Genomic DNA, 22,091 nt, shown 5'->3' on the forward strand with positions numbered 1-22,091 from the left:
CAGGGGGGTGTAGGGTCATAACAGAATGTGGCGCATCACTTCGCAGGTGACACTGGCGGTCCCAGCGAAGCGCTCGGTGAGGGTCATATTACGACCGAGGGCGTACTGGTCTTCGCCGAAGCGATGCAGACAATTCTCGATGATGATCACCGCGCCATCGACGATCAGGCCGATGGCGAGCGCTCCATTGTCCACAGGCAGGCGCCTGAATGCGCAGCTAGCGCAGATGCGGGACCACCTGGGCCAGCAGGTGCGCGTCCTTCAGGGCCCCGTGCAGGCCGCGGCTGTGCGGGATGCGCAGGCGCTGCAGCAGGTCATCGAGCTTGTTGGGCAGGCCCGGCCAGCGCTTGCGGGCCAGTTTGAGGCTGCAGGTGACCTGGCAGTGCTGGCCGAGCCCGCCGGGAATACCGGCCAGGCGCAGTTCGTTGTCCAGGAAACCCACGTCGAAGCTGGCGTTGTGCGCCACCATTTCGCTGCCGCCCAGGAAGTCCAGCAGCGCGGCCGCCTTGCTGGCGAACAACGGTTGGCCGACCAGCATCGCATCGCTGATACCGTGCACGCGCCGGGCGCCCCAGTCCACCGCGCGCTCCGGCTGCAGGTAGGTATGGAACTGGCGGCCGGTGATGCAGCCGTCGATGAGTTCCACCGCGCCGATCTCGATGACCCGATGGCCCATCCGGTGCGAAATGCCGGTGGTCTCGGTGTCCAGGGTGATCAATCGCGTCATGCTACTCCTTGGGGTTGGATGGCCACCTGAACGGGATACGCCGACATTTTCCCGAGGTCGCCGTTGATATTGTATCCGGCGAAAACCGCTTGCTAGCATCCCTTCATGCGCCGGATCACCCGCCAACTGAGTACGTACCTGCTGATGCTGCTGATGGCGGCATTCGTGGTCGTGCCGGTGGCCGATGCACTGGCGTGTTCGGTGGAACCGCATACCAGCACGCTGCATGTGGAGGCCACGGCCGACGCGGCCGATACTGACGCCGATGGCGATACCGACAGCGGCAAGCATGCCGGCGGCGGTGCCTGCAGCCACAACCACTGCCACCACTCCACCCTGAGCCTGCCGGCGCAGCACTTCGCCGCGTTCGCTGCGCCGTTGATGGCGCGCTGGATGCCGGTCGGCGATGCCGTGACCTATGCGGTCACGCTGGATGAATTGACGCGCCCCCCCCGGGCGTGAGCTGAGCGCGTCCCGCAATCGCGGGCTCCCGTTTCACTCACAACCGGAATCCCCCTATGTCGATCCAGATCCGTCGGCCGCCGCGCGCGGTCGGGCTGGTCGTTGCCGTGCTGCTGGGCCTGACCCCCGCAGCGCAGGCGATGGCGCAAGCCGCCCCGTCCTATGACACCCTGCTTGAACGACTCGACCAGCTGCCCGGCACCCGCCAGGGCGTGGCGCTGGCCGAGGCCGCCGATGCCCGTGCCGACCAGGCCCGGGCACTGCCCAACCCGTCACTGTCCTACACAGCCGAAAACGCCTGGGGCAGTGGCGCCTATGCGGGCATGGGCAAGTCCGACAGCGTGCTCACCCTGTCCCAGCCGCTGGAGATCTGGGGCCAGCGCGGCGCCCGCGTGCGTGCCGCCCGGGCCGAAGCCCAGGCCGCCTCCCTGCGCGGCACGCAGAGCCGCAGCGATGTGGCCAGCCAGCTGGCCGCCGTGTATGCACAGGCCGAAAGCGCCCTGCGCCGCTACACCCTGGCCGACGAAGCGCTGGCGCTGACCCGCGACGACGCGGCCGCCGTCACCGCCATGGTCAAACAGGGCCGTGAGCCCCAACTGCGTGCGGTGCAGGCGCAGAGTGAAGTGGCCAACGCCACCGCTGCACGGGACGAAGCACAGGCGTTCCGCGAGGCCGCCCTGGCCCGCCTGGCCGGTACCGCCCTGCTCGACACGCCGGTACAGACCATCGCTGAAAGCCTGCTCGACCGCAGCCCGCCGTTGCCGCGCGGCGCCGGCGATGTCGCGCTGGCGGTGCGGGTGGCCGAAAGCGAAGCCGAGGCGGCCGGCCGGTTGGTCGAGGTGGAGCGCAAGCGCGCCCTGCCCGACCTGAGCGCCACCGTGGCGCAGACGCGTTTTCGCGAAAGCGGCGAGCGCGCCTACAACCTCGGGGTCAGCCTCTCCATCCCGCTGTTCGACCGCAACCGTGGCGGTGTGCGCGCGGCGTCTGCCGAGCAGCGCGCGGCCGAGGCACGCCTGGACCAGCAGCGCCGCGACAGCAATGCCGAACGGCTGTCGGCGATTGCCGGACTGAAGGCGGCCGGCAGCCGTACCCGAGCCTCCGATGAAAGCGTGGTCGCCGCCGAAGAAGCGTATCGGCTGGCCCGCGTCGGCTTCGACGCCGGCCGCATCTCGCAACTGGAACTGCGCAGCACGCGCAGCGCCCTCATCGCCGCCCGCGGCACTGCGGTGGATGCGCGGCTGTCGCGCGTTGCTGCGGAAATCGATCTCGCCCGCCTCGAAGGGCGCGCACCATTTGTGGAGGCCCGATGAACCTGTCCCGCTCTTTCCCCCTGATCGGCAGTGCGCTGCTGATCGTGCTGCTGGCCGGTTGCGCCGGCAATGCGCAGACACCGCAAGCCGAAGAGAAAGCCGCCGCCAAGACGGCCGCTGATGACGGCCACGGCCATGCCGCCGACAGCAAGGAAGCCAAAACGGAAACCGGCGCCCCCGGCAACACCGCTGCCGATGCCGATGAAGGCGTGGTGCTGCTGACATCCGAACAGATCAAGGCCTCGGGCATCGACGTGGTCGCGGTAGGCCGCGGTGGCGGTGCTTCGACCCGGCTGTCCGGCCGCGTTGAACCCTCGGTGGGTGCACGCGCCTCGGTGGCCTCCACCGTGGCCGGCCGCGTTGAACGCGTGCTGGTCGCGCCCGGCACCGCAGTGAAGCAGAACCAGGCGTTGGCCGTGGTGGTCAGCGGTGAAGCGGCGGTGTTCCGTGCCAATGCCGTGGCCGCCGCCGCCGAAGCCGAGGCCGCGCGCCTGGCGCATGGTCGCGACAAGGCGCTGGTCGAGCAGGGCGTGGTGGCCCGGCAGGACCTGGAGGCCTCGCGTGCGCGTTCGCTGGCCGCCCAGGCCCAGGCCGCCGCCGCGCAGGCCCAGGCCGCCGCGAATGGTTCACCGGACAGCAGTGGCCGGGTGCGCATCACCAGCCCGGTGGCCGGCATCGTCGGCAACGTGCAGGTCACCCCCGGTGGCGTGGTGGCCGCCGGTAGCCCCATCGCCGATGTCGCCGATCCGACCATGAACGAGCTGGTGTTCACCGCCCCGCCCGCGCTGGCCGCGCAGGTCAGCCCGGGCATGCGCCTGGAAGTAAGCACCTCCAACGGCAGTTTCACCGCCACCGTTACCGGCGCCGCGGCCGATGTGCGCCAACAGGGCGGCGTGGCGGTGATTCGTGCCATGCCGGTGGATGCCACGTTGCCGCCGGCCGGTTCGCCGGTCTCGGCGGTGGTGGTGATCGACGGCCAGGACGGCGCGTTGAGCGTGCCGGCCGATGCCGTGCAGAACGTGGATGGCAGCAGTGCGGTGTTCGTCGCCGTCGAAGGCGGCTTCAAGGTGCAGCCGGTGCTGGCCGGCCGACGTGCCGGTGATCGCATCGAGATCCTCTCGGGCCTGGTGGGCAACGAACGCATCGTTGGCGCCAACGCTTTCCTGCTCAAGGCCGAACTGGCCAAGGGCGAAGCCGAGCACGGTCACTGAGGAGCGCCCCCATGTTCAAGCTCATCATTGAAAGCGCGGTGCGCTTCCGCTGGCTGATGGTCTTCCTGGCGGCGCTGATCGCCGCGGTCGGCCTGTTCCAGCTTGGCAAGCTGCCGGTCGACGCCGTCCCGGACATCACCAACCGCCAGGTGCAGATCAATACCGTGGCACCGGCGCTGACCCCCGAGCAGATCGAGCGGCAGGTGACCTATCCGCTGGAAACCGCATTGGCCGGCATTCCCGGCCTGACCACCACCCGTTCGCTGTCGCGCAATGGTTTCTCGCAGGTCACCGCGATCTTCACCGACCAGACCGACATCTACTTCGCCCGCCAGCAGGTGACCGAGCGCATGCGCGAGGCCGCCGACGCGTTGCCCGACGGTGCCTCGCCGATGCTGTCGCCGGTCACCACCGGCCTGGGCGAAGTGCTGATGTGGACGGTGGACTTCACCGCGTTCGATCCGGCCAAGCTGGCCAAGCCCGGTGACGCCGGCTGGCAGGCCGGTGAGGTGTACCGCACCCCGGAAGGCACCCTGCTGCGCACACCGGAAGAACGCGCCACCTACCTGCGCACCGTGCAGGACTGGATCATCGCCCCGCAGATGCGCTCCAGTCCCGGCCTGGCCGGGGTCGACACGGTGGGCGGCTACGTCAAGGAATATGGTGTGCACCCGGACAGCGCGCGATTGGCCGCGCATGGGCTGGGCCTGGCCGACCTGGTGCAGGCCCTGCAGCGTTCCAACGTGCAGGCCGGCGCCGGCTTCGTGCAACGTGCCGGCGAAGGGCTGGTGGTGCGTGCCGATGGCCTGGCCTTGACCACCGAGGACCTGGCCCAGGCACCGGTGGCCACCCGCAACGGCGTGGTGGTCCGCGTGAGCGATGTGGCCGAGGTGGCCCTCAGCCGCGCACCACGCCTGGGCGCGGCCAGCCGCAACGGCCATGAAGCCGTACTGGGCACCGCGCTGATGATCGCCGACGGCAACAGCCGCACCGTGGCGCAGGCGGCTGCGGCACGACTGGAGCAGGTCAACACCTCGCTGCCCCCCAGCATCGTGGCCGAACCGGTGCTGGATCGCAGCGTGCTGGTGAATTCCACCATCAAGACCGTGGCCAAGAACCTCACCGAGGGCGCGCTGCTGGTGGTGGTGGTCCTGTTCCTGCTGCTGGGCAACCTGCGCGCGGCCACGATCACCGCGCTGGTGATTCCGCTGTCGTTCCTGTTCGCGGTGATCGGCATGAACCGCTTCGGCATCAGCGGCAACCTGATGAGCCTGGGCGCGCTGGACTTCGGCATCCTGGTGGACGGTGCGGTGATCGTGATTGAATCCACGCTGCTGATGCTGGGCCAGCGCCGTGCCGAACTGGGGCGTGCGTTGACCGCGATGGAGCGGCTGCGCGTGGCCGCCGATTCGGCACGCAAGATGGCGCGGCCGGCTGCATTCGGCCAGTTGATCATCCTGCTGGTGTTCGCCCCGATCCTCACCCTGGAAGGCGTGGAGGGCAAGACGTTCCACCCGATGGCGGCGACCTTCATGCTGGCCCTGATCGGCGCCTTCATCTTCTCCTTCACCTTCGTGCCGGCCATGGCCGCGCTGGTGGTGCGTGAGCCCAAGCTCAAGGAAGGCGACGACCACCCGGACAATGGCGAGCACGAGACCAAGCTCATCCGCTTCCTGCGTGCGCGCATCGAGCCGGTGATCCGGCAGGCGGTGGCGCGTCCACGCACAGTGATCGCCGGTGCGGTGATGATGGTGGTGGTGGGCATCGGGTCGTTCACCCTGCTCGGCCGCGAGTTCATGCCGACCTTGGATGAAGGCAACGTCGCCATGCAGGCCCTGCGCGTGCCGTCGACCTCGCTGGAGCAGTCGTTGGCGATGCAGCTGGCGCTGGAAAAAGCGCTGGCTACGCAGCCGGAAGTGGACACCGTGTTCTCGCGGACCGGTACCGCCGAAGCGGCGATCGATCCGATGCCGACCAACATCTCCGACAGCGTGATCGTGCTCAAGCCGCGCAAGGACTGGCCCGATCCGTCACTGGACAAGGAAGCGCTGGTGGCCCGTTTCGAGACGTTGGCCGGGCAGCAGCTGGGCAACAGCTTCGAGTTCAGCCAGCCGATCGAACTGCGCTTCAACGAGTTGATCTCCGGCGTGCGTACCGACCTGGCGGTGATGATCTACGGCGATGACTTCAGCGCGCTGCAGAAGGTGGCCGACCAGGTCGCGTTGAAACTGCGTGCGGTGGAAGGTGCGGCCGATGTGCGGGTCGAGCAGATTTCCGGCCTGCCCACGCTCAACGTGAAGATCGATCACGTGGCGGCGGCGCAGTACGGGCTGACCGCCGCGGATGTGAGCGACGCGCTGTCGACCGGTATCGGCGGCACCGCGGCCGGCAAGATCTTCGAAGGCGACCGCCGTTTCGATGTGGTGGTGCGCCTGGACGATGCCGCGCGCAACAATCCGGACCAGCTCGCCTCGCTGCCCATCGCCACGCCGACCGGGTTGGTGATTCCGCTGTCGTCGGTGGCCCGCATCACCGTCACCGAGGGGCCCAACCAGATCAGCCGCAACAACGGCAGCCGCCGTGTGGTGGTGCAGGCCAACGTGCGTGGCCGCGACCTGGGTGGCTTCGTCGGCGCGGCGCAGACCGCGGTGGCCGATGTCGCACTGCCGCCGGGGACCTACCTGACCTGGGGTGGCCAGTTCGAGAACCTGCAGCGCGCGGAGAAGCGCTTGGCCACGGTGGTGCCGGTGGTGTTCCTGCTGATCGGCAGCCTGTTGTTCATGGCCCTGCGCAGCGGCAAGGAAGCCATCCTGGTGTTCAGTTGCGTGCCGCTGGCGCTGGTCGGCGGCGTGCTCGCCCTGCTGCTGCGCGGGATGCCGTTCTCGGTCTCGGCCGCGGTGGGCTTCATCGCGGTGTCCGGCGTGGCCACGCTCAATGGCCTGGTGCTGATGCAGTCGATCCGCGAGCGGCTTGATGCTGGTGATGTGCCGATGCTGGCCGCGATCAACGGTGCTTCCAGCCGCATCCGCGCGGTGCTGACCACCGCGCTGGTGGCCATTGTCGGGTTCATTCCGATGGCGATCGCCAGTGGTTCCGGCGCCGAAGTGCAGAAACCGCTGGCAACAGTGGTGATCGGCGGGCTGATCACCGCCACCGCGTTGACGCTGCTGGTGCTGCCAGCCTTCGCCGCACGCGTGGCGAGGGTGCGGCCGGCGGGCTGAAACAAGACGGGGTCGGATCGATGTGATCCGACCCCGTTTCCCGGTGCCCGGTAGTGCCGGCCGCTGGCCGGCAACCTGCACGCGCCGCGATTGTTCGACGTTGCCGGCCAGCGGCCGGCACTACCCTGATTGAATCAGGCCTTCTTGCGTTCCGCGATGTACGCCTGGATCTGTTCTTCCAGCACCGGCAGCGGCACCGAGCCCTGCTTGAGCACGGCGTCATGGAAGCTCTTGACGTCGAACGTGTCACCCAGCTCCTTCTCGGCCTGCGCACGCAGGCGCACGATCGCGATCTCGCCCAGCTTGTAACTCAGCGCCTGGCCCGGCCAGGAGATGTAGCGGTCCACTTCGGTGGTCACTTCATGCTCGCTCAGCGCGGTGTGGTCGCGCAGGTAGGCCAGCGCCTGCTCGCGGGTCCAGCCCTTGCTGTGTACACCGGTGTCGATCACCAGCCGCGCGGCACGCCACATTTCGTAGGTCAGGCGGCCGAAATCCTCATACGGGGTTTCGTAGATGCCCATCTCCACGCCAAGCTTTTCGCTGTACAGGCCCCAGCCCTCGCCGTAGGCGGAGATGTAGGCATTGCGGCGGAACTCGGGCTGCTCACCCTGCTCGGCCGCCAACGCGCCCTGCAGCGCATGGCCGGGGTCGGACTCGTGCAGGGTCAGCGCCGGCAGGTTGTACAACGGGCGCGCCGGCAGGTTGTAGGTGTTGAGCCAGTAGGTGCCCATGCCACCGCGGCCGGCGGTCCAGAACGGGGCGATGTCCGGCGGCACCGGCACGATGGTGAAGCGCGCGCGCGGCAGGGTCATGTACTTGCCGATCACCCCGTCGATGCGCTTGGAGATCCACGCCGCGCGATACAGCAGCTCGTTGGGGGTCTTGGCGTAGAACTGCGGGTCGGTGCGCAGGAAGGTCAGGAACTCGCCGAAGCTGCCCTTGAAACCGACCTGCTGGATGATCTGGTTCATCTCCTTCTGGATGCGCGCCACTTCGCCCAGGCCGATGCGGTGGATCTCATCCGGGGACAGGTCCAGCGTGGTGTATTCGTGGATCTGCTGCTTGTAGTACGCCTTGCCGTCGGGCATGGCCTCGGCGGCTAGGGTGGTGCGCGCCTGCGGCACGTACTCGGTGACGAAGAAGGTACGCAGCTTGACGAACGCCGGCACCACGCTGGCACTGATGGCCTGGCGCGCCTGCGCCTGCAGCGCGGCCTGCTCGGCGGCGGGGATGCTGGCCGGCAGCTTCTTGAACGGGGCATACAGCGGTGAGGCGGTCGGGTCCTTCAGCTCGGACACGGTGGCGATGGAGACTTCGCGGCCGTCGAGCACCGCGCGCGGCACACTGAAACCGCGCTTGAGCCCGGCACGCATGTTGTCTGTCTGCTGGTCGAAATAGCGCGGCACATCGTTGAGGCGCGCGAGGTAGTTGCGATAGTCCTGCGCGGTCTTCATCTCGCGGCGGGCCATGAACGAGAGGTTGGACCAGAACGAGGAGTCGGCGTTGAACGGCATTTCGTAGCTGCGCAGACGCACAGCGGCGGCCAGGTTGAAGACCTGGTCGTGGTAGATCGCATAGTTGATCTGGTTGGTGGCCGACAGCGTCTTGGGGTCGATCTTGCCGAGCTTGGCCAGCACCTCGTCCCAGATCTTCAGCCGCCCCTGCTGGGCCGATGCGCCGACATCGGGCATGCGGGTGGCATTGGCCGGGCCATCACCGTCTTCGCTGGCTTCGCCGCCACCGGCCTGGCGCCACTTCCACTCGGTCTCGTAGATCTCGCGGAACTGCGCATCGGCAGCGCTTTCGGCGGCCAGGGTAGCCGGGGCGGCGGCAGGGGCCGCCGGCGGCGCGGCCAGGGCGGCGCCTGCAGGAAGGGCCAGGGCGAGCAGCAGCGCGGTGACGAGGGGCGATTTCACGATCAGCGGTTCCCGGTGGACGGCAAACCCCGATCATGGCACCGGCCAAGGGCAGGCGCATGGATCAAAGGTCCTGCCCGCAGCGCGGGCAGGACCGGGGATCGGCCGCAGGGCAGTGCCGACCAACGGTCGGCACCCACCGCGTCAGGGGCCCTCAGTGCGTCGCCTTGTCGCGCTTCCAGCCGCGGTGCTTGATGTCCAGCTGCAGGCTGTACAGCGCGGTGAACGCCGGGAACAGGTTCTGCAGCACGCCCACCGAGTCCTGCTTGGCCGAGAACAGGAAGTAGCTCAGTGTCATCAGGCTGCCGACCACGCTCATGTACCAGAACACGCGCGGGATCACCGGCTTGCCGGCGCGCTTGGAGGCGATGAACTGCACCAGCCAGCGGCCGCCGAACATCAGCGCGCCGGTGTAGCCGATCAGCTTCCAGCCGGTGACATGCAGGCCGGTCCAGTACAACCAGGTCAGCGGTTGGTCGAGCCAGTGCAGCTCCATCAGCGCTCTTCCACGGCGGTGCGCTTGCTGCGCGTGATCAGCCACGCCACGCCGCGCAGGTCACGGATGCCGACCAGCGCGCGGCCCAGGTTGTTGTACTTGGATACCCCTGTGGTGCGATGGCGGTGGTTGACCGGCACGCTCACCGTCTTCCAGCCGGCGCGCTGCATCAGCGCGGGCAGGTAACGGTGCATGTGGTCGAAGTACGGCAGGTCGAGGAAGGCCTCGCGCTCGAACAGCTTGATGCCGCAACCGGTGTCGGGGGTGTCGTCGCGCAGCATGCGCGCGCGGATCGCGTTGGCCCACTTGCTGGCCCAGCGCTTGCTGCCCGAGTCCTGGCGGTTGACCCGCCAGCCGGCGAACAGCTTCACCTGCGCGGCAGCCGTGGCGCGTGCGGCGAGCAGCTTCGGAATGTCGGCCGGGTCGTTCTGGCCATCCCCGTCAAGCGTGGCGATCCACGGCGCACGCGCCTGCTTCACCCCGGTGCGCACCGCGGTGCTCTGCCCGCTCTGGCTGACATGGTGCAGCACCCGCAGCTCGGGGGTGTCGACCTTCAGCGCCTGCAGCACCGCCAGGGTGTCGTCGCGGGAATGGTCGTCGATGTAGACGATCTCGAAATCCAGCTGCCCGCGCAGGGCCGCCGTGATCTCGTCGATCAGGGGTTTTACGTTGTCGCGTTCATTGAAAACCGGAACGACGACCGACAACTGGGGTTGGCTCATGGTCGGGCTCTGCGAATGGCCGGGCATGGGAAAGAGCGCGCATTTTCCGTAGCGAAGGTTATCCGAAGATGAATCGGCGCATGTGTTTCAGGCGTGATCACCGAAATAATCACGGCACCAGGCCACCACGGGCGGCAGGCCCTGCGCGATCGGCGTGGCCGGTTCATAGCCGAAGGCGTCATGGGCGCGCGAAGTATCGGCCATGGTGCGGACCATGTCGCCGGGCTGCATCGGCTTGTAAACCTTGTGCGCCGGGCGCCCGGCAGCGGCTTCGATGATCCCGATGAACTGCTCGAGCTCGATCGGGGTGTGGTTGCCCAGGTTGAACACACGGTGCGGAACGTCCTCGCCGGACGGGTGCGCCAGCGCGCCGAGAATACCGGCGACGATGTCGGAAACATGTGTGAAGTCGCGCTGCATCTTTCCCTCGTTGAACACCTCGATCGGGCGTCCGGCCAGCACCGCGCGCGAAAACAGCAGCGGTGCCATGTCCGGGCGACCCCACGGGCCGTACACGGTGAAGAAGCGCAGCCCGGTGGCATGCAGGCCAAACAACTGGGCGTAGGTGTAGGCCATCAATTCATTGGCGGCCTTGGTGGCGGCATACAGCGAGCGCGGTTTGTCGATGCGCTGGTCTTCGGAGAACGGCGGGGTGGCCGAGTCGCCGTACACCGAACTGCTGGAGGCATACACCAGGTGCGCGATACCACGATGGCGGCACAGTTCGAGGATATTGACGAAGCCGACCACATTGCTGTCGATGTAGGCGTGCGGGTTTTCCAGCGAATAACGCACGCCGGCCTGTGCGGCCAGGTGGATCACCCGGGTGGGTTGTATCTCCTCGAACAGCGCGGCCAGGCCGTCGCGGTCGGTGACGTCGAGCACGCGGATGTCCGCGTCCGGGCACAACGCGGCCACGCGATCGCGCTTGATCTGCGGGTCGTAGTAGTCGTTGTAGTTGTCCAGGCCGACCACGCGCTGCCCGGCATCGAGCAGGGCACGCACGGTGTTGGCGCCGATGAAACCGGCTGCGCCGGTGACGAGAAGGGTCATGGCAGGTCGTCCTGGAAGTGCATGCTGCACATTGTGCACCGGGCCGCGTCGGGCCGGCACCTCACCACAAGGTAAGCGGCGCGTCCCTGGCGAGGGTGGCCTTGCGTTCCTTGCTGAAATCCCACCACGGACGCGGTGCTTCGCCCTGCATGAAGCGCACGATCGACAGGAACACATCGATCACACACGGGTCGTGCATCACCCCGGTGCGCAGGCACAGCTGCGCGTACATGTCATAGGCGTCGCGGCCGCGCAGATGCGCGGGCACGCGGATGCCGATCAATCGCAGATCCTTCTCACAGGCCGGCCCGACATTCGGCAGGTCGGTCAGACGCAACAGATGGTTGCGGTCGACCTTGGCGGGGTTCATTTCCGGGCTCAGCCCTTCTGTGCGCGGAGGCGTTCGAGCACGCCGTCCAGCGTATCCAGATCGGTGTAATGGATGATCAGCTTGCCCTTGCCGCCGCGGCCGTGGTTGATCGCCACGCGCGCGCCCAGCGATTCGGACAGCTCGGTTTCCAGCGAGGCGATATCGGCCTGCGGGGCGCTGGCGGCCGGCTTCTTGCGCAGCGAACCGGGCACTTTGCCGGCCGCGAACTGCTGCGCGCGGTGCTCCACTTCACGCACCGACCAGCCCTGGTCGGCCGCTTCCTGGGCCAGCTTGCTCGCCAGTTCCGGCGCCAGCGTCAGCAGCGCGCGGGCATGGCCCATTTCCAGCCGGCGGGTTTCCAGCAGCAGGCGGATCGCGATCGGCAGCTCGAGCAGGCGCAGCAGGTTGGACACCGCCGCGCGCGAGCGGCCGACGGCCTGTGCGGCCTCGGCATGGGTCAAGGCGAATTCGCTGATCAGCCGCTGCAGTGCTTCGGCTTCTTCCAGCGGGTTGAGGTCTTCGCGTTGGATGTTCTCGATCAGCGCCATCGCGATGACGGTGCGGTCTTCCAGCTCGCGCACCACCACCGGCACTTCGTCCAGACCGGCCAGCTGCGAGGCGCGCCAGCGGCGTTCGCCGGCGACGATCTCGAAGCTGTCCGCGCCGAGCTGGCGTACCAGGATCGGCTGGATCACGCCCTGCGCCTTGATCGACTCGGCAAGCTCGGCGAGCTTGGTTTCGTCCATGTCGCGGCGTGGCTGGTACTTGCCCGGCTGCAGGTGGCCGACCGGCAGCTTGCGCAGCACTTCACCCGGCTGCGCTTCGACCACGGCGGCGGCCTGTACCTGAGTCACCGCACCCTTGGGCCCCAGCAGCGCATCGAGGCCACGGCCGAGGCCGCGTTTCTTGCCGAGGGCGGGCTTGGTGCTCATCAGGCGGTCTCCAGGGCCTTGTCGGCCTTATTGCGTTGTTGGTGGCGGCGGATGATCTCGCCGGCCAGGCCGAGGTAGGCGACGCCGCCGCGCGAGGCGCGGTCGTAGCCAACGATGCTCTGCCCATGGCTGGGCGCTTCGGCCAGGCGCACGTTGCGCGGCACGATGGTGCGGAACACGCGGTCGCCGAAGTGCTCGGTCAACTCGGCCGAGACCGCGTTGGCCAGGTTGTTGCGCACGTCGAACATGGTGCGCAGCACGCCCTCGATTTCCAGGGCGGGGTTGAGGTTGGCGCGCAGCGCCTCGATGGTTTCCACCAGCGCGCTCAGGCCTTCCAGCGCGTAATACTCGCACTGCATCGGCACGATCACCGAGTCGGCGGCAGCCAGCGCGTTGAGGGTCAGCAGCGACAGTGCCGGCGGGCAGTCGATCAGGATGTAGTCGTACTCTTCGCGGATCGGCGCCAGCGCGCGCTTGAGGCGCTGCTCGCGCTCGCCCTGGTCCATCAGCTGGATTTCGGCGGCGGTGAGGTCGATGTTGCCCGGCAGCAGGTCGAAGCCCTCCGGCGTGGTCACCCGGACCTCGACGGCCGTGGCTTCGCCCAGCAGCAGATCGCAGGTGGACGCGGCGACTTCACGCTTGTCCACGCCGCTGCCCATGGTCGCGTTGCCCTGCGAATCGAGGTCGACGAGAAGCACGCGCTTGGGGGCAGCAGCCAGGGAGGCGGCCAGATTGACGGCAGTCGTGGTCTTGCCGACGCCACCTTTCTGGTTGGCGATGGCGATGATGCGGGCCATGCGGGTGAGCCTCATCGGCAGGGAGTGGGACTGGTCATTATGCGTATATGGGGCGTGTCATGCACTGTGAGATGCGCGCCGGGCCGCGCCCACGACCCCGCATGGCGGCCCGCAGTGCACCCGGTGGACAGCGCAGCGGCAGCTGCGACAGGCGCTGCCGCCGATATCGGGGCACGCGTGTGTCGCCACGACAACACGCGCGCCAGGACGGTCAAGGACCGGCCACCACCACCAGATGGCGCTCGCCGGTCAGCCCGGGCACGTGCAACGGCAGCACCTGTTCGACCTGCCAGCCGGCCGGCAGCTGGGCGATTTCGTCATGCGGGTACACACCCTTCATCGCCAGCAGGCGGCCACCGGGCCGCAGCAGGTGGCCGCCGACCTCGATGATTCCGGCCAGGGTATCCATGGCGCGCGCGGTCAGATGGTCGTAGGCACCGGGCTCGGCCAAGGCCTCGGCGCGCGACTCGGCCACCCGGGCGTTGCTGAGGCCGAGCTGGCGCACGGCTTCGCGCATGAAGCGGGCCTTCTTGCCATTGCTCTCCACCAGGGTCACCTGCAGCTGCGGGCGGGCGATCGCCAGGGGGATGCCGGGCAGCCCGGGGCCGGTGCCGAGGTCGGCCAGGGTGCCGCGCTCCAGGAACGGCTGCATCGCCAGCGAGTCGAGCAGGTGGCGGGTGACCATCTCCAGCGGGTCGCGGATGGCGGTGAGGTTGTAGGTGCGGTTCCAGCGGTCGAGCAGGGTCAGGTAGGTCAGCAACGGCGGCGCCAGGGCGGCGTCCAGGTCCATCGCGGCCAGGCCACGCTCAAGCGCTTCGGCCACGCCGGCCGGGAGTTTATGTTCGGTCATGCCGCGATTATCGCAGGGCCGGCCGGGTCAAAGCGCGTGGAAGGCCAACGCCGCGCGGAAATCATCGGCCGCCTGCCACTCGTGCAGATGCCAGCGTTCGGCCGGGCCGAGCTCGGGGTCGCACCAGGCCAGGTGCAGGCCGTCGTCCGTGCCAGGGGCCAGCTGCAGGCGGTGCAGGCCGAAGGAGATGCCCTGCCCCTGCGCCTTGAGGATGGCTTCCTTGGCGCACCAGACCCGGAAGAACCAGTGGGTACGGGCATCTTCGTCCAGCCCCAGCAGCCAGGCCACCTCGGCCGGATGGAAGAAGCGTTCCAGAATCTCGCGCATGCGCGGGCGCGGGCGCAGCGGCTCCAGGTCCACGCCCAGCCGCACGCCCTCGCCGAGGGCGACCAGCAGCAGGCCATGGCTGTGGCTCCAGCCGGTGCCCAGGTGCGCCAGCGCGCCGTGCAGTTCCGGGCGGCCGCGCGGGTCGCGCTGCAACGGCAAGGTCTCCGGCGTGCCGCCCAGCTGTTCGGCCAGCAGCACGCGCGCCTGCGGCTCGCCGCGGGTGCCGTTGACATGCGGCAAGCGCCAGACCGTGACCGGGCCGAACCGCCAGGGGCCGTCCAGGGTGGCCGGCAGGCTCATGCCAGGCTCCGGTGGGTATGGCTGCACGGCGATTTCACAGCGTCTGCCGTCAACTGCGCGGGTCGAGTACGCAAACCGGGAGTCAAGGCTATGGGCATCATCATCTGGCTGATCGTTGGCGGCATCGTGGGCTGGCTGGCCAGCCTCATCATGAAGCGGGACGCGCAGCAGGGCATCATCCTCAACATCGTGGTCGGCATCGTCGGCGCACTGCTGGCCGGCTGGCTGTTCGGCGGCGGCATCAACGAAGCGATCACGATCCGTACCTTCCTGTTCTCGTTGATCGGCGCGGTGATCCTGCTGGCCATCGTGAACCTGTTTACCCGCAAGAGCATCCGGTAAACGGCCCGGTAGGTACCGACCGTTGGTCGGTACACCAAACAAAACACAAGGCCCGGCCCTGCGCCGGGCCTTGCCGTTTCAGCCCAGCTGCACCCACGCCGGAGCGTGGTCGCTGGGGCGCTCCCAGGTACGCGGCTCGCGGTCGATGCCCGAGGCCACGGCACGCGCCTTGAGCGCATCGGAAACCAGGGTCAGGTCGATGCGCAGGCCCAGGTTGCGGCGGAAGCCGGCGGCGCGGTAGTCCCACCAGCTGAACACCCCTTCCTCTTCACTGTGCAGGCGGAAGGCGTCGTGCAGGCCCAGTCCCAGCAGCCTTTCGAGCGCGCCTCGCTCGGCGGTGGAAGTGAGGATGTGGTTTTCATTCCACACCAGCGGGTCGTGCACATCACGCGCGTCGGGGGCGATGTTGAAATCGCCCATCACCACCAGTTCCGGGTGCTTTTCCAGCTCAGCCGCGACCCAGGCGTGTACCGCTTCAAGCCAGCGCAGCTTGTATTCGTATTTGTCGGTACCGATGTCCTGGCCGTTGACCACGTACAGGTTGATGATGCGCACGCCATTGACGGTGCCGGCGATGGCGCGCTTCTGCTCATCCTCGAAACCCGGGATGCCGATCTGCACATCCTGCGCCGGTTCGCGCGAGAGCAGCGCCACGCCGTTGTAGGTCTTCTGCCCGGCAAACACGCTGCGGTAGCCCAGCCCGGCCAGCACCGCGTCGGGGAACTTGTGGTCCTCCATCTTGGTTTCCTGGATACCGACCACATCCGGCGCGAACGCGGTGAGCCATTGTTCCAGGTGCGGCAGGCGCACGTTGAGCGAGTTGACGTTCCAGGAGGCGATTTTCATGGGGGTCATTCTACCGGTGTAGTGCCGGCCGCTGGCCGGCCGAGGGACACATTCACCGCAGCAGCAGCTTCAACATCCCGGCGATCTTCGAATACGGCGGTTTGAGCAGGTCGCTGGCCGCCCAGCGCGACTGCCACAGGATCGGCAGCTGCTTGCTCAGCGCATCGAAGCCGGCGTGGCCGTGGTAGGCGCCCATGCCACTGGGCCCCACCCCGCCGAACGGCAGGTCGTTGATGGCGAAGTGCAGCAGGGTGTCGTTGACGGTGACACCGCCGGCGACCACCTGGCCGAGTACGCGTTCGACGGTATCGCGCTGCTGGCTGAAGACGTACAGCGCCAACGGGCGGTCGCGGCCCTGCACCTGGGCCAGTGCCGCCTCCAGGCTCGGATAGGCGCAGACCGGCAGGATCGGGCCGAAGATCTCCTCCTGCATCAGGTCCAGGTCGGCGGGCGGGTCGAGCACGATGGTCGGCACGATCAGGCGCTCGCGCGCGGCGCGGTCGGCGTCCACCGTGGCCAGTTCGATCACCGGCACGCCGCGCGCGCGGGCCTGGTCCAGATACCCGCGCAGGCGCTGGTACTGCCCTTCGTTGATGATGCGGGTGTAGTCGTCGGCATCGCTGAAATCGCCGTAGCGCGCCTGCACCTGGGTCTGCAGCTGCTGCACCAGTTCGCGCTGGCGGGCACCATCGATGAGCACGTAGTCCGGCGCGATGCAGGTCTGCCCGGCGTTGAACCACTTGCCGGTAGCCAGGCGTGCGGCCGCCTTGTCCAGCGGGTAGTCGCTGCACACGATGGCCGGCGATTTGCCGCCCAGTTCCAGGGTCAACGGGGTGAGGTGCTCGGCCGCGGCCGCCATCACCTTGCGGCCCACCGCGGTGGAGCCGGTGAACACCAGGTGGTCCAACGGCGAGCCGGCCAGGGCACTGGCCAGTACCGCATCGCCCTGCACCACCGCCACACGATCGGCAGGAAACACCTCGGCCAGCAGCGCCTGCAGGAAGGCACTGGTGCGTGGGGTGTGTTCGGACGGCTTGAGGATGACGTGGTTGCCGGCCGCGATCGCGGTGGCCAGTGGAATCAGCGCCAGGTTGACCGGGTAGTTCCATGGCGCGATCACCCCGACCACGCCCAAGGGCACCGGCCGGGTCTGCGCGCGCGCGGGCCAGAACCGCCAGCCCACGCTGACCCGGCGCGGGCGCGCCCAGCGAGGGAGGTGCTTGAGCAGGTGGTCGATCTCACCGAGTACCGTCATGCCATCGGCAATCAACGATTCGGCGCGCGCACGGTGGCCGAAATCGGCGGCGATGGCGTCGGCCATGTCGGGCAGGCGCGCCTTGAGCGCCGCACGCAGCCGCTGCAGGTCGTCACGGCGCTGGTCCAGCACGGGACGGTTACCCTGCCAGGCGCTGCGCAGGGTGTGCAGAATCGCCGGCAGCGCGGTGGGATTGGTATCGGAGTCGCTCATGCCCCGACTATAGCGGTGCGCCGTGAGCGCGCGGTGCTCGCCTCAGGGGTCCGAATCGAAGACCACCGTGACATCGCCCTGCCAACGCGAATCCGGCGCCTTGAGCATCTCGGTGACCGCCTCGCCATTGGCAGAGAAGCGCAGCTTGGACGGGCGCTGCAACAGATAGCTCTCCGGGCTGAAGCGCGGCGCGGTGACGCCGGTATGGTCGGCCAGCAGCGGGGCTTGGATCGCCCCCTGCCCGGTCACTGCGTCGCGCATGCCGGGCATGGTCACGTCCACATCAATGGGCACGATGACCTTGCTGGACACGTCCTGGATGCCACAACGCTGGCCGCTCTCGTGTTCGCAGCGCATCTTGACGCTGAAATCGTTGGAGCTGGTCAAGGTGAAGGGCAGTTCCTGCTGCATGCGGATCGGAGCCTTGCCATAGTCAGTCCATTGCCGCCAGCCGCCCACTGGGGCAAGAACAATCGTCGGGTTATCGCTAGGGAAGACCACGGTGAATTCATGCTCGACAGTGAGCGTAAAGTTCACGGTGAGGGTGTTGTCGGTGGGCGTCACGCGATCACCAAGATCGAAATCGAACCCATCACCGGAGCCTACCGAGTAGGTATGCGTTGCCCGGTACGTTCCATTCGGCAATGCCAAGGGAGAATCAACATCCAACCGATAAGTGATATCGAATGAGGCGATCTCCATTTCCCAGGTGGGAAAATCATTGGTCCAGCATGCCTGCCGTCCAGTACCGTTGTCCGGACGCCCGAAGAAGCTCATAAAACTGAACCATGCGCCCGGGTTCGAGGCACCTTCAGCGACCAAGCTGCAACCAGACTGCGTAACACGTGTCCAGTTCGCGGGGCGAGATGACCATGCCCCTCCTCCCATGCGGTTGTGCCTAAGTGCGGCTCCCACAATTAGTAGCTTCACCTCCACCTGACGATTTGTCTCGACATTCTCGGCCATGATCCGCAATGGCGCTGGCATGCCAAGGAAAGGACGGTCCCTTGGCGTGCCACCATCGGTAGTGCTGATGGAGTCTTTCACTCCACCAATTCCTGTTGCGATGCTGAACATGTTTGCTGCACGACACTTCGGACGATGGTCACTGATCGTGCAAACCCCGCTTTCCGGCGTCATGTTCTTGAATGAGAGATTGGAGGGGTTGCGACTATCAGGCTTGTACTCAGCCGCAATCTCAAGCGTGGCAGCGCGGATGGGGAACCCCACCAACAAGCCCACTAGCATGACGAGATGGTGGAACCCGGGACGGTGCAGCGTTTTCATTTGAGCATTCCTTTCAGTCGGCTGAGGTCAGCGCAATCAGACCCACCCTGGCTATCGTCGATGGCATCATGGGGAAGACGCGGTCTCATTTCCCCACCACCTGCACTGGGCACTGCAACCCGCCCACCATCAGCACATCGCCTTCGCGGGGGTAGCGGCCTTCGTCGAGCTGCAACGTGCAGCTGCTCTGGTCGGGATGGCGCAGTTCCACCACCGGCTCGCGCGCACTCAATTCCAATGTGAAGAAGCCATCATCCTGGCTGACGCTGCGGCCAGCGTGGTTGATCACATGCACGCCGCGCAGGCCGTTGCCATCGGCATCGATGACCTGGCCCATCACGGTGAAGGTACGCAGCACGTCGACTGTGGCGTGCATCACCCCGCCCTTGTTGAGGTGGTAGCTGACGGTGGCCGGGTGAATCGCGGCGGCCGGTGCAGTACCGCCGGTGAAATCGAACTGCACGTGGCCGGGGCGGTAGGCGTTGACCGGCACGAAATTGCGGCCCGGCTTGAGCGTTGCCCCCCCACCGCGGCTGTCGTCGGCACGCAGTTCCAGCCCCGGGTAGTCCGAGCGCAGGTCCACGATCATGCCGGTGTCGGCGCTCTGGGTCTGGCTGCGGCCCAGCAGGGCCAGCTTGCCGCCGCCCAGCGCCAGGGTGCTTTCCAGATTGGCGCTGCCGCTGACCAGCCCGCCCACCGAGGAACGCTGCAGCTGCACATCGCCCTGCAACTGCTGCCGGTCGAAATAGGCACCGCCGCCCAGGCCGAGGCCGGAGCGATCGACGCTGGCGGTGGCATTCACGCTCTCCAGCCAGGGCGTGTCCAACTGCTGCTGGACGTTGGCGCTGGCATAGAAGTCGCGTTCGCCGCGCTGCCCAGTGCGGCTGCCGAGGCTGCCGCTGTAGCGGCGGCCGTCGTTGCCCAGCGCCAGACTCAGGGTGAAATCTATACCGCGCTGGCGGCGGTGCCCGGTGAAGCTGCTGCCCGGGCGGTCGTAGACCGACACGCGCCAGTTGGCATCATTGCCGAAGATCGGCTGACGCCGCCAGTACGACGCATCCACGCTGGTGCCGGCGTTGAAGCCGCTGCTCTGGGCTACACGGAGCGACACGTTGTCGTGATCGCTGAAGCGATGATTGAACGAAATGGCGCTGCTGTCCTGCCAGCCACTGCTGGTTTCCCAATACGGGGCCGCGCCATCGCGCGGCAGCAGCCGTTCGCGCCGTTCCACCCAGCTGCGCGCATGCGAGACCATCACCGAGCCACGGCCATAGCGGTACATACCCTGGGCATCCAGACCACGGCCGGCATCGCTGGAATCGTAAACGTTGGCATATAGATTGAAGCGGTCGTTGGCCTGCCAATCCAGTGACACGCCCGCGCTGTGGCGATCGCCCACCTGCTGCACGGTGGCGCCGGCCACCGCACGTGGATGCAGCAGATAGTTGACCACCGCACCGGCGGCCAGCTTGCCATTCTGCGGGTCATCACCACTGTCGAGCAGGCCGGCCTGCTGGCCGGCAAACACGCTGTAGCGCCAGCGGCGGGTGGAGTCACGCCAGCTGTTGGGCTTGTGGATGGCGGCGGTTTCGCGCGAACTGACCTGGCCCTCTTCGACCACGCGCAATTCGACATCGTAGATGCCGCCGGGGAGGCGCCGGGTGTCGATCTCCTGCATGCCCGGCTTGACCGCCTGGGTGCCGATCAGGTTGCCATCCCGGTAGATTTCCACCACGCCCTCGCGGCTGGCGGTGACATAGACCGGGTATACGCTGACGCTGCTGTAGTCGGCCAGCAATGCGTCGGAGGAACCGGCCATGACCCCGAAACTGGTGTAGTTCTGGGTGCCCGGCGCGCGCGGCTGGCGCGCCACGCCCTGGAAGGTGGGCAGGAAGTAGCCCACGCGCAGGAAGTTGTCGCGGAATTCACGTTGCGCATACAGAGCACTCAGATAGTGGCCGGACGCGTCGCTGGCGTCGTCGGAATGGTAGTACTGGTAGTTGCCCAGCGTGGTCCACTGGCCCACGCTGCCCTGCAGCTCCGCACCGTAGCGCAGGGTGCTGCCCTGCTGCTGGCCGCCGCTGTAGGTAACGCTGTTACGCAGCATCAGGCCGCGGCTGCCGTTCTCCGGCTGCGGCAGGTAGCGCCCGCTCGCGCTGGCCTGGCTGCCCTCGCTGCTGAGCAGCGACAGCAGGGAATTTTCAAGGTTGTAGTGCACCGCCGCGATGCCCTGGCAGTTGGCCTGGCATAGCCCCAGCGGCATCGGCTCGGCCAACAGGCCGACCCAGCGCTCGCGGTCACTTGCCGACAACGGGCTGGCGTGGCTCTCGCCAAAGCCGAGCAGCTGCACACGGTTGTCTTCGCCCAGCACCACCTCGGCATCGCCCAGGTAGGTGCCGTCCAGCTCAACCCGTACCGTCAACGGCGCACCGAACAGGTGCGCGCGGAACTCGGCGGGCATCTGCTCTCGCTGCTGCAGCAGGGTGGCACCGCCCACGTCCACGGCTGCCCGCACCGGGAATGCCGGCAGCGAAGCCATCGCGCACAGGGTGGCGAAGGCAAGCAGGTTGGGACGGGGGGTGATACGCATGACAATAGGTCCTGTACGGGCTGGATTCAATCAGAACGAAGGGGCGGAAGCCGCCCCTTCGGGTACTGCAAGTGCAGCCAACGCGATTACCGGGTGGTCACGGTGCTTTCAAACATCATGTGCACCAGGCCGGCGTAGTTGCCTTCGATGTAGCCGCCGGTAGCCGGCTTGGTGGCAGAGATGGAGGCGTCGATGCGACGGCTTGCGGCGGCCTCGCTTTCGGTGAGCAGCTCCACGCCATTGGCGGCGCCGCTCGACAGGGTCTTGCCATGCAGTGCCACGACCAGCGGAATCGAGTTGGCGCCGGAAGTCAGCACCGCGTCATCGACCAGGTAGGCCTTGATGGCAGCGTTGCTCTTGACGTCGATCTGCTGGCGGATCGGCTCCAGTTCCTGGCTGGCCAGGCTCCAGGTCATCTTCTGGGTAATCTTGTCCCAGCCATTGACCGGGCTCACCTGCAGACCGTCCGCAGCCGGAACCACGGCCTCAACGGAGACGGTGACCGGGAAATCAGCAGCAAAGCTGGCGGCCGGGGCGATGATCAGGGCAGCGGTAGCGGCCAGCAGGGTCTTCTTGATGTTCATGCAGGGTGTTCCTCAGGGTGTTGGATGGTGTGAATCGGGGTGAGATCCCGGGTTGGTGGCATGGCTTCGCCACAGGCCCCGGGAGAGGCCTGGTGAAAATGAAACCGAGGGTGAAGCTGGAAACGCCTGAACAACTTCGCTCAACATCAGGCGTGTCGGATGATCGGGAATGCTGAGGTTTCAACGTCCCTACGGTGACAAACGATCAACAAACTCGATGGCGACATTCTTGGTATCGCACCACGTCTGCGCTATACAACAATATTCAAATTTGAAGTAT

Annotated in this window: 21 protein-coding genes; 5 read left to right on the forward strand and 16 right to left on the reverse strand. The window is 67.2% G+C overall.

Going from position 1 to position 22,091, the window contains the following annotated elements; all coding sequences use genetic code 11:
* Positions 1-15: 15 nt before the first annotated feature.
* Together AC3IPM_RS19055 and AC3IPM_RS19060 are read right to left on the reverse strand one after the other, a co-directional pair.
* Positions 16-195: a hypothetical protein gene (locus AC3IPM_RS19055; RefSeq protein ID WP_489304245.1), complete on the reverse strand. Its 180-nt coding sequence runs from the start codon at positions 193-195 to the stop codon at positions 16-18.
* Between the two features lie 22 nt (positions 196-217).
* Positions 218-727 (reverse strand): DNA polymerase III subunit epsilon, encoded by a 510-nt coding sequence (locus AC3IPM_RS19060; RefSeq protein WP_489301799.1) that lies wholly within the window; start codon positions 725-727, stop codon positions 218-220.
* 105 nt (positions 728-832) lie between these two features.
* Here AC3IPM_RS19060 and AC3IPM_RS19065 point away from each other — a divergent pair, with 105 nt between their 5' ends.
* Genes AC3IPM_RS19065 through AC3IPM_RS19080 form a run of 4 tightly spaced genes read left to right on the forward strand, consistent with a single transcriptional unit; the run spans position 833 to position 6,931 of the window.
* Positions 833-1,189: a hypothetical protein gene (locus AC3IPM_RS19065; RefSeq protein ID WP_489301800.1), complete on the forward strand. Its 357-nt coding sequence runs from the start codon at positions 833-835 to the stop codon at positions 1,187-1,189.
* Positions 1,190-1,245: 56 nt separating this feature from the next.
* A complete protein-coding gene (locus tag AC3IPM_RS19070) occupies positions 1,246-2,499 on the forward strand; it encodes a TolC family protein (protein ID WP_489301801.1) in 1,254 nt (417 codons plus the stop codon).
* Positions 2,496-3,710 (forward strand): efflux RND transporter periplasmic adaptor subunit, encoded by a 1,215-nt coding sequence (locus tag AC3IPM_RS19075; protein WP_489301802.1) that lies wholly within the window; start codon positions 2,496-2,498, stop codon positions 3,708-3,710. Before AC3IPM_RS19070 ends, AC3IPM_RS19075 begins: the two co-directional genes overlap by 4 nt.
* Before the next feature lie 11 nt (positions 3,711-3,721).
* The gene (locus tag AC3IPM_RS19080; protein WP_489301803.1) at positions 3,722-6,931 is read left to right on the forward strand and encodes an efflux RND transporter permease subunit; all 3,210 of its coding nucleotides are present in this window, start codon (positions 3,722-3,724) and stop codon (positions 6,929-6,931) included.
* A gap of 134 nt (positions 6,932-7,065) precedes the next feature.
* On the opposite strand, the gene AC3IPM_RS19085 is transcribed toward AC3IPM_RS19080, so the two are convergent.
* The 9 genes from AC3IPM_RS19085 to AC3IPM_RS19125 all read right to left on the reverse strand — a co-directional run bounded on the left by AC3IPM_RS19085 (position 7,066) and on the right by AC3IPM_RS19125 (position 14,694).
* On the reverse strand, positions 7,066-8,847 hold the full coding sequence (locus AC3IPM_RS19085; RefSeq protein WP_489301804.1) for a DUF885 domain-containing protein: 1,782 nt from the start codon (positions 8,845-8,847) through the stop codon (positions 7,066-7,068).
* Positions 8,848-9,001: 154 nt separating this feature from the next.
* On the reverse strand, positions 9,002-9,343 hold the full coding sequence (locus tag AC3IPM_RS19090) for a lipid-A-disaccharide synthase N-terminal domain-containing protein (RefSeq protein WP_489301805.1): 342 nt from the start codon (positions 9,341-9,343) through the stop codon (positions 9,002-9,004).
* Positions 9,343-10,065, reverse strand: a complete 723-nt coding sequence (locus tag AC3IPM_RS19095; RefSeq protein ID WP_489301806.1) for a glycosyltransferase family 2 protein — start codon at positions 10,063-10,065, stop codon at positions 9,343-9,345. Before AC3IPM_RS19095 ends, AC3IPM_RS19090 begins: the two co-directional genes overlap by 1 nt.
* Before the next feature lie 87 nt (positions 10,066-10,152).
* A complete protein-coding gene (locus AC3IPM_RS19100; protein ID WP_489301807.1) occupies positions 10,153-11,118 on the reverse strand; it encodes an NAD-dependent epimerase/dehydratase family protein in 966 nt (321 codons plus the stop codon).
* A gap of 61 nt (positions 11,119-11,179) precedes the next feature.
* Positions 11,180-11,488, reverse strand: coding sequence for a helix-hairpin-helix domain-containing protein (locus AC3IPM_RS19105; protein WP_332807086.1), 309 nt, complete (start codon positions 11,486-11,488; stop codon positions 11,180-11,182).
* Between the two features lie 8 nt (positions 11,489-11,496).
* The gene (locus tag AC3IPM_RS19110; RefSeq protein WP_489301808.1) at positions 11,497-12,420 is read right to left on the reverse strand and encodes a ParB/RepB/Spo0J family partition protein; all 924 of its coding nucleotides are present in this window, start codon (positions 12,418-12,420) and stop codon (positions 11,497-11,499) included.
* On the reverse strand, positions 12,420-13,217 hold the full coding sequence (locus AC3IPM_RS19115) for a ParA family protein (RefSeq protein WP_489301809.1): 798 nt from the start codon (positions 13,215-13,217) through the stop codon (positions 12,420-12,422). The genes AC3IPM_RS19110 and AC3IPM_RS19115 overlap by 1 nt, the downstream gene beginning before the upstream one ends.
* A 211-nt stretch (positions 13,218-13,428) precedes the next feature.
* Positions 13,429-14,067: a 16S rRNA (guanine(527)-N(7))-methyltransferase RsmG gene (rsmG, locus tag AC3IPM_RS19120; RefSeq protein WP_489301810.1), complete on the reverse strand. Its 639-nt coding sequence runs from the start codon at positions 14,065-14,067 to the stop codon at positions 13,429-13,431.
* Positions 14,068-14,094: 27 nt separating this feature from the next.
* The gene (locus AC3IPM_RS19125; protein ID WP_489301811.1) at positions 14,095-14,694 is read right to left on the reverse strand and encodes a 4'-phosphopantetheinyl transferase family protein; all 600 of its coding nucleotides are present in this window, start codon (positions 14,692-14,694) and stop codon (positions 14,095-14,097) included.
* A 90-nt stretch (positions 14,695-14,784) separates the two neighbouring features.
* On the opposite strand from AC3IPM_RS19125, the gene AC3IPM_RS19130 reads away from it, so the two are divergent.
* The gene (locus AC3IPM_RS19130) at positions 14,785-15,036 is read left to right on the forward strand and encodes a GlsB/YeaQ/YmgE family stress response membrane protein (RefSeq protein ID WP_489301812.1); all 252 of its coding nucleotides are present in this window, start codon (positions 14,785-14,787) and stop codon (positions 15,034-15,036) included.
* Between the two features lie 78 nt (positions 15,037-15,114).
* Here the strand turns inward: AC3IPM_RS19130 and xth are convergent, their stop codons facing one another.
* From xth to AC3IPM_RS19155, 5 genes are all read right to left on the reverse strand, one after another.
* Positions 15,115-15,882, reverse strand: a complete 768-nt coding sequence (gene xth / locus AC3IPM_RS19135) for an exodeoxyribonuclease III (protein ID WP_489301813.1) — start codon at positions 15,880-15,882, stop codon at positions 15,115-15,117.
* Between the two features lie 52 nt (positions 15,883-15,934).
* Positions 15,935-17,350 (reverse strand): coniferyl aldehyde dehydrogenase, encoded by a 1,416-nt coding sequence (locus AC3IPM_RS19140; protein ID WP_489301814.1) that lies wholly within the window; start codon positions 17,348-17,350, stop codon positions 15,935-15,937.
* A 42-nt stretch (positions 17,351-17,392) separates the two neighbouring features.
* The gene (locus AC3IPM_RS19145; RefSeq protein ID WP_489301815.1) at positions 17,393-18,637 is read right to left on the reverse strand and encodes a hypothetical protein; all 1,245 of its coding nucleotides are present in this window, start codon (positions 18,635-18,637) and stop codon (positions 17,393-17,395) included.
* Between the two features lie 85 nt (positions 18,638-18,722).
* A complete protein-coding gene (locus tag AC3IPM_RS19150; RefSeq protein WP_489301816.1) occupies positions 18,723-21,227 on the reverse strand; it encodes a TcfC E-set like domain-containing protein in 2,505 nt (834 codons plus the stop codon).
* Positions 21,228-21,313: 86 nt separating this feature from the next.
* Complete coding sequence (locus AC3IPM_RS19155; RefSeq protein WP_489301817.1) at positions 21,314-21,811, reverse strand: CS1 type fimbrial major subunit; 498 nt, start codon at positions 21,809-21,811, stop codon at positions 21,314-21,316.
* Positions 21,812-22,091: the final 280 nt, after the last annotated feature.

The sequence above is a fragment of the Stenotrophomonas sp. GL_111 genome (genome assembly GCF_057835245.1).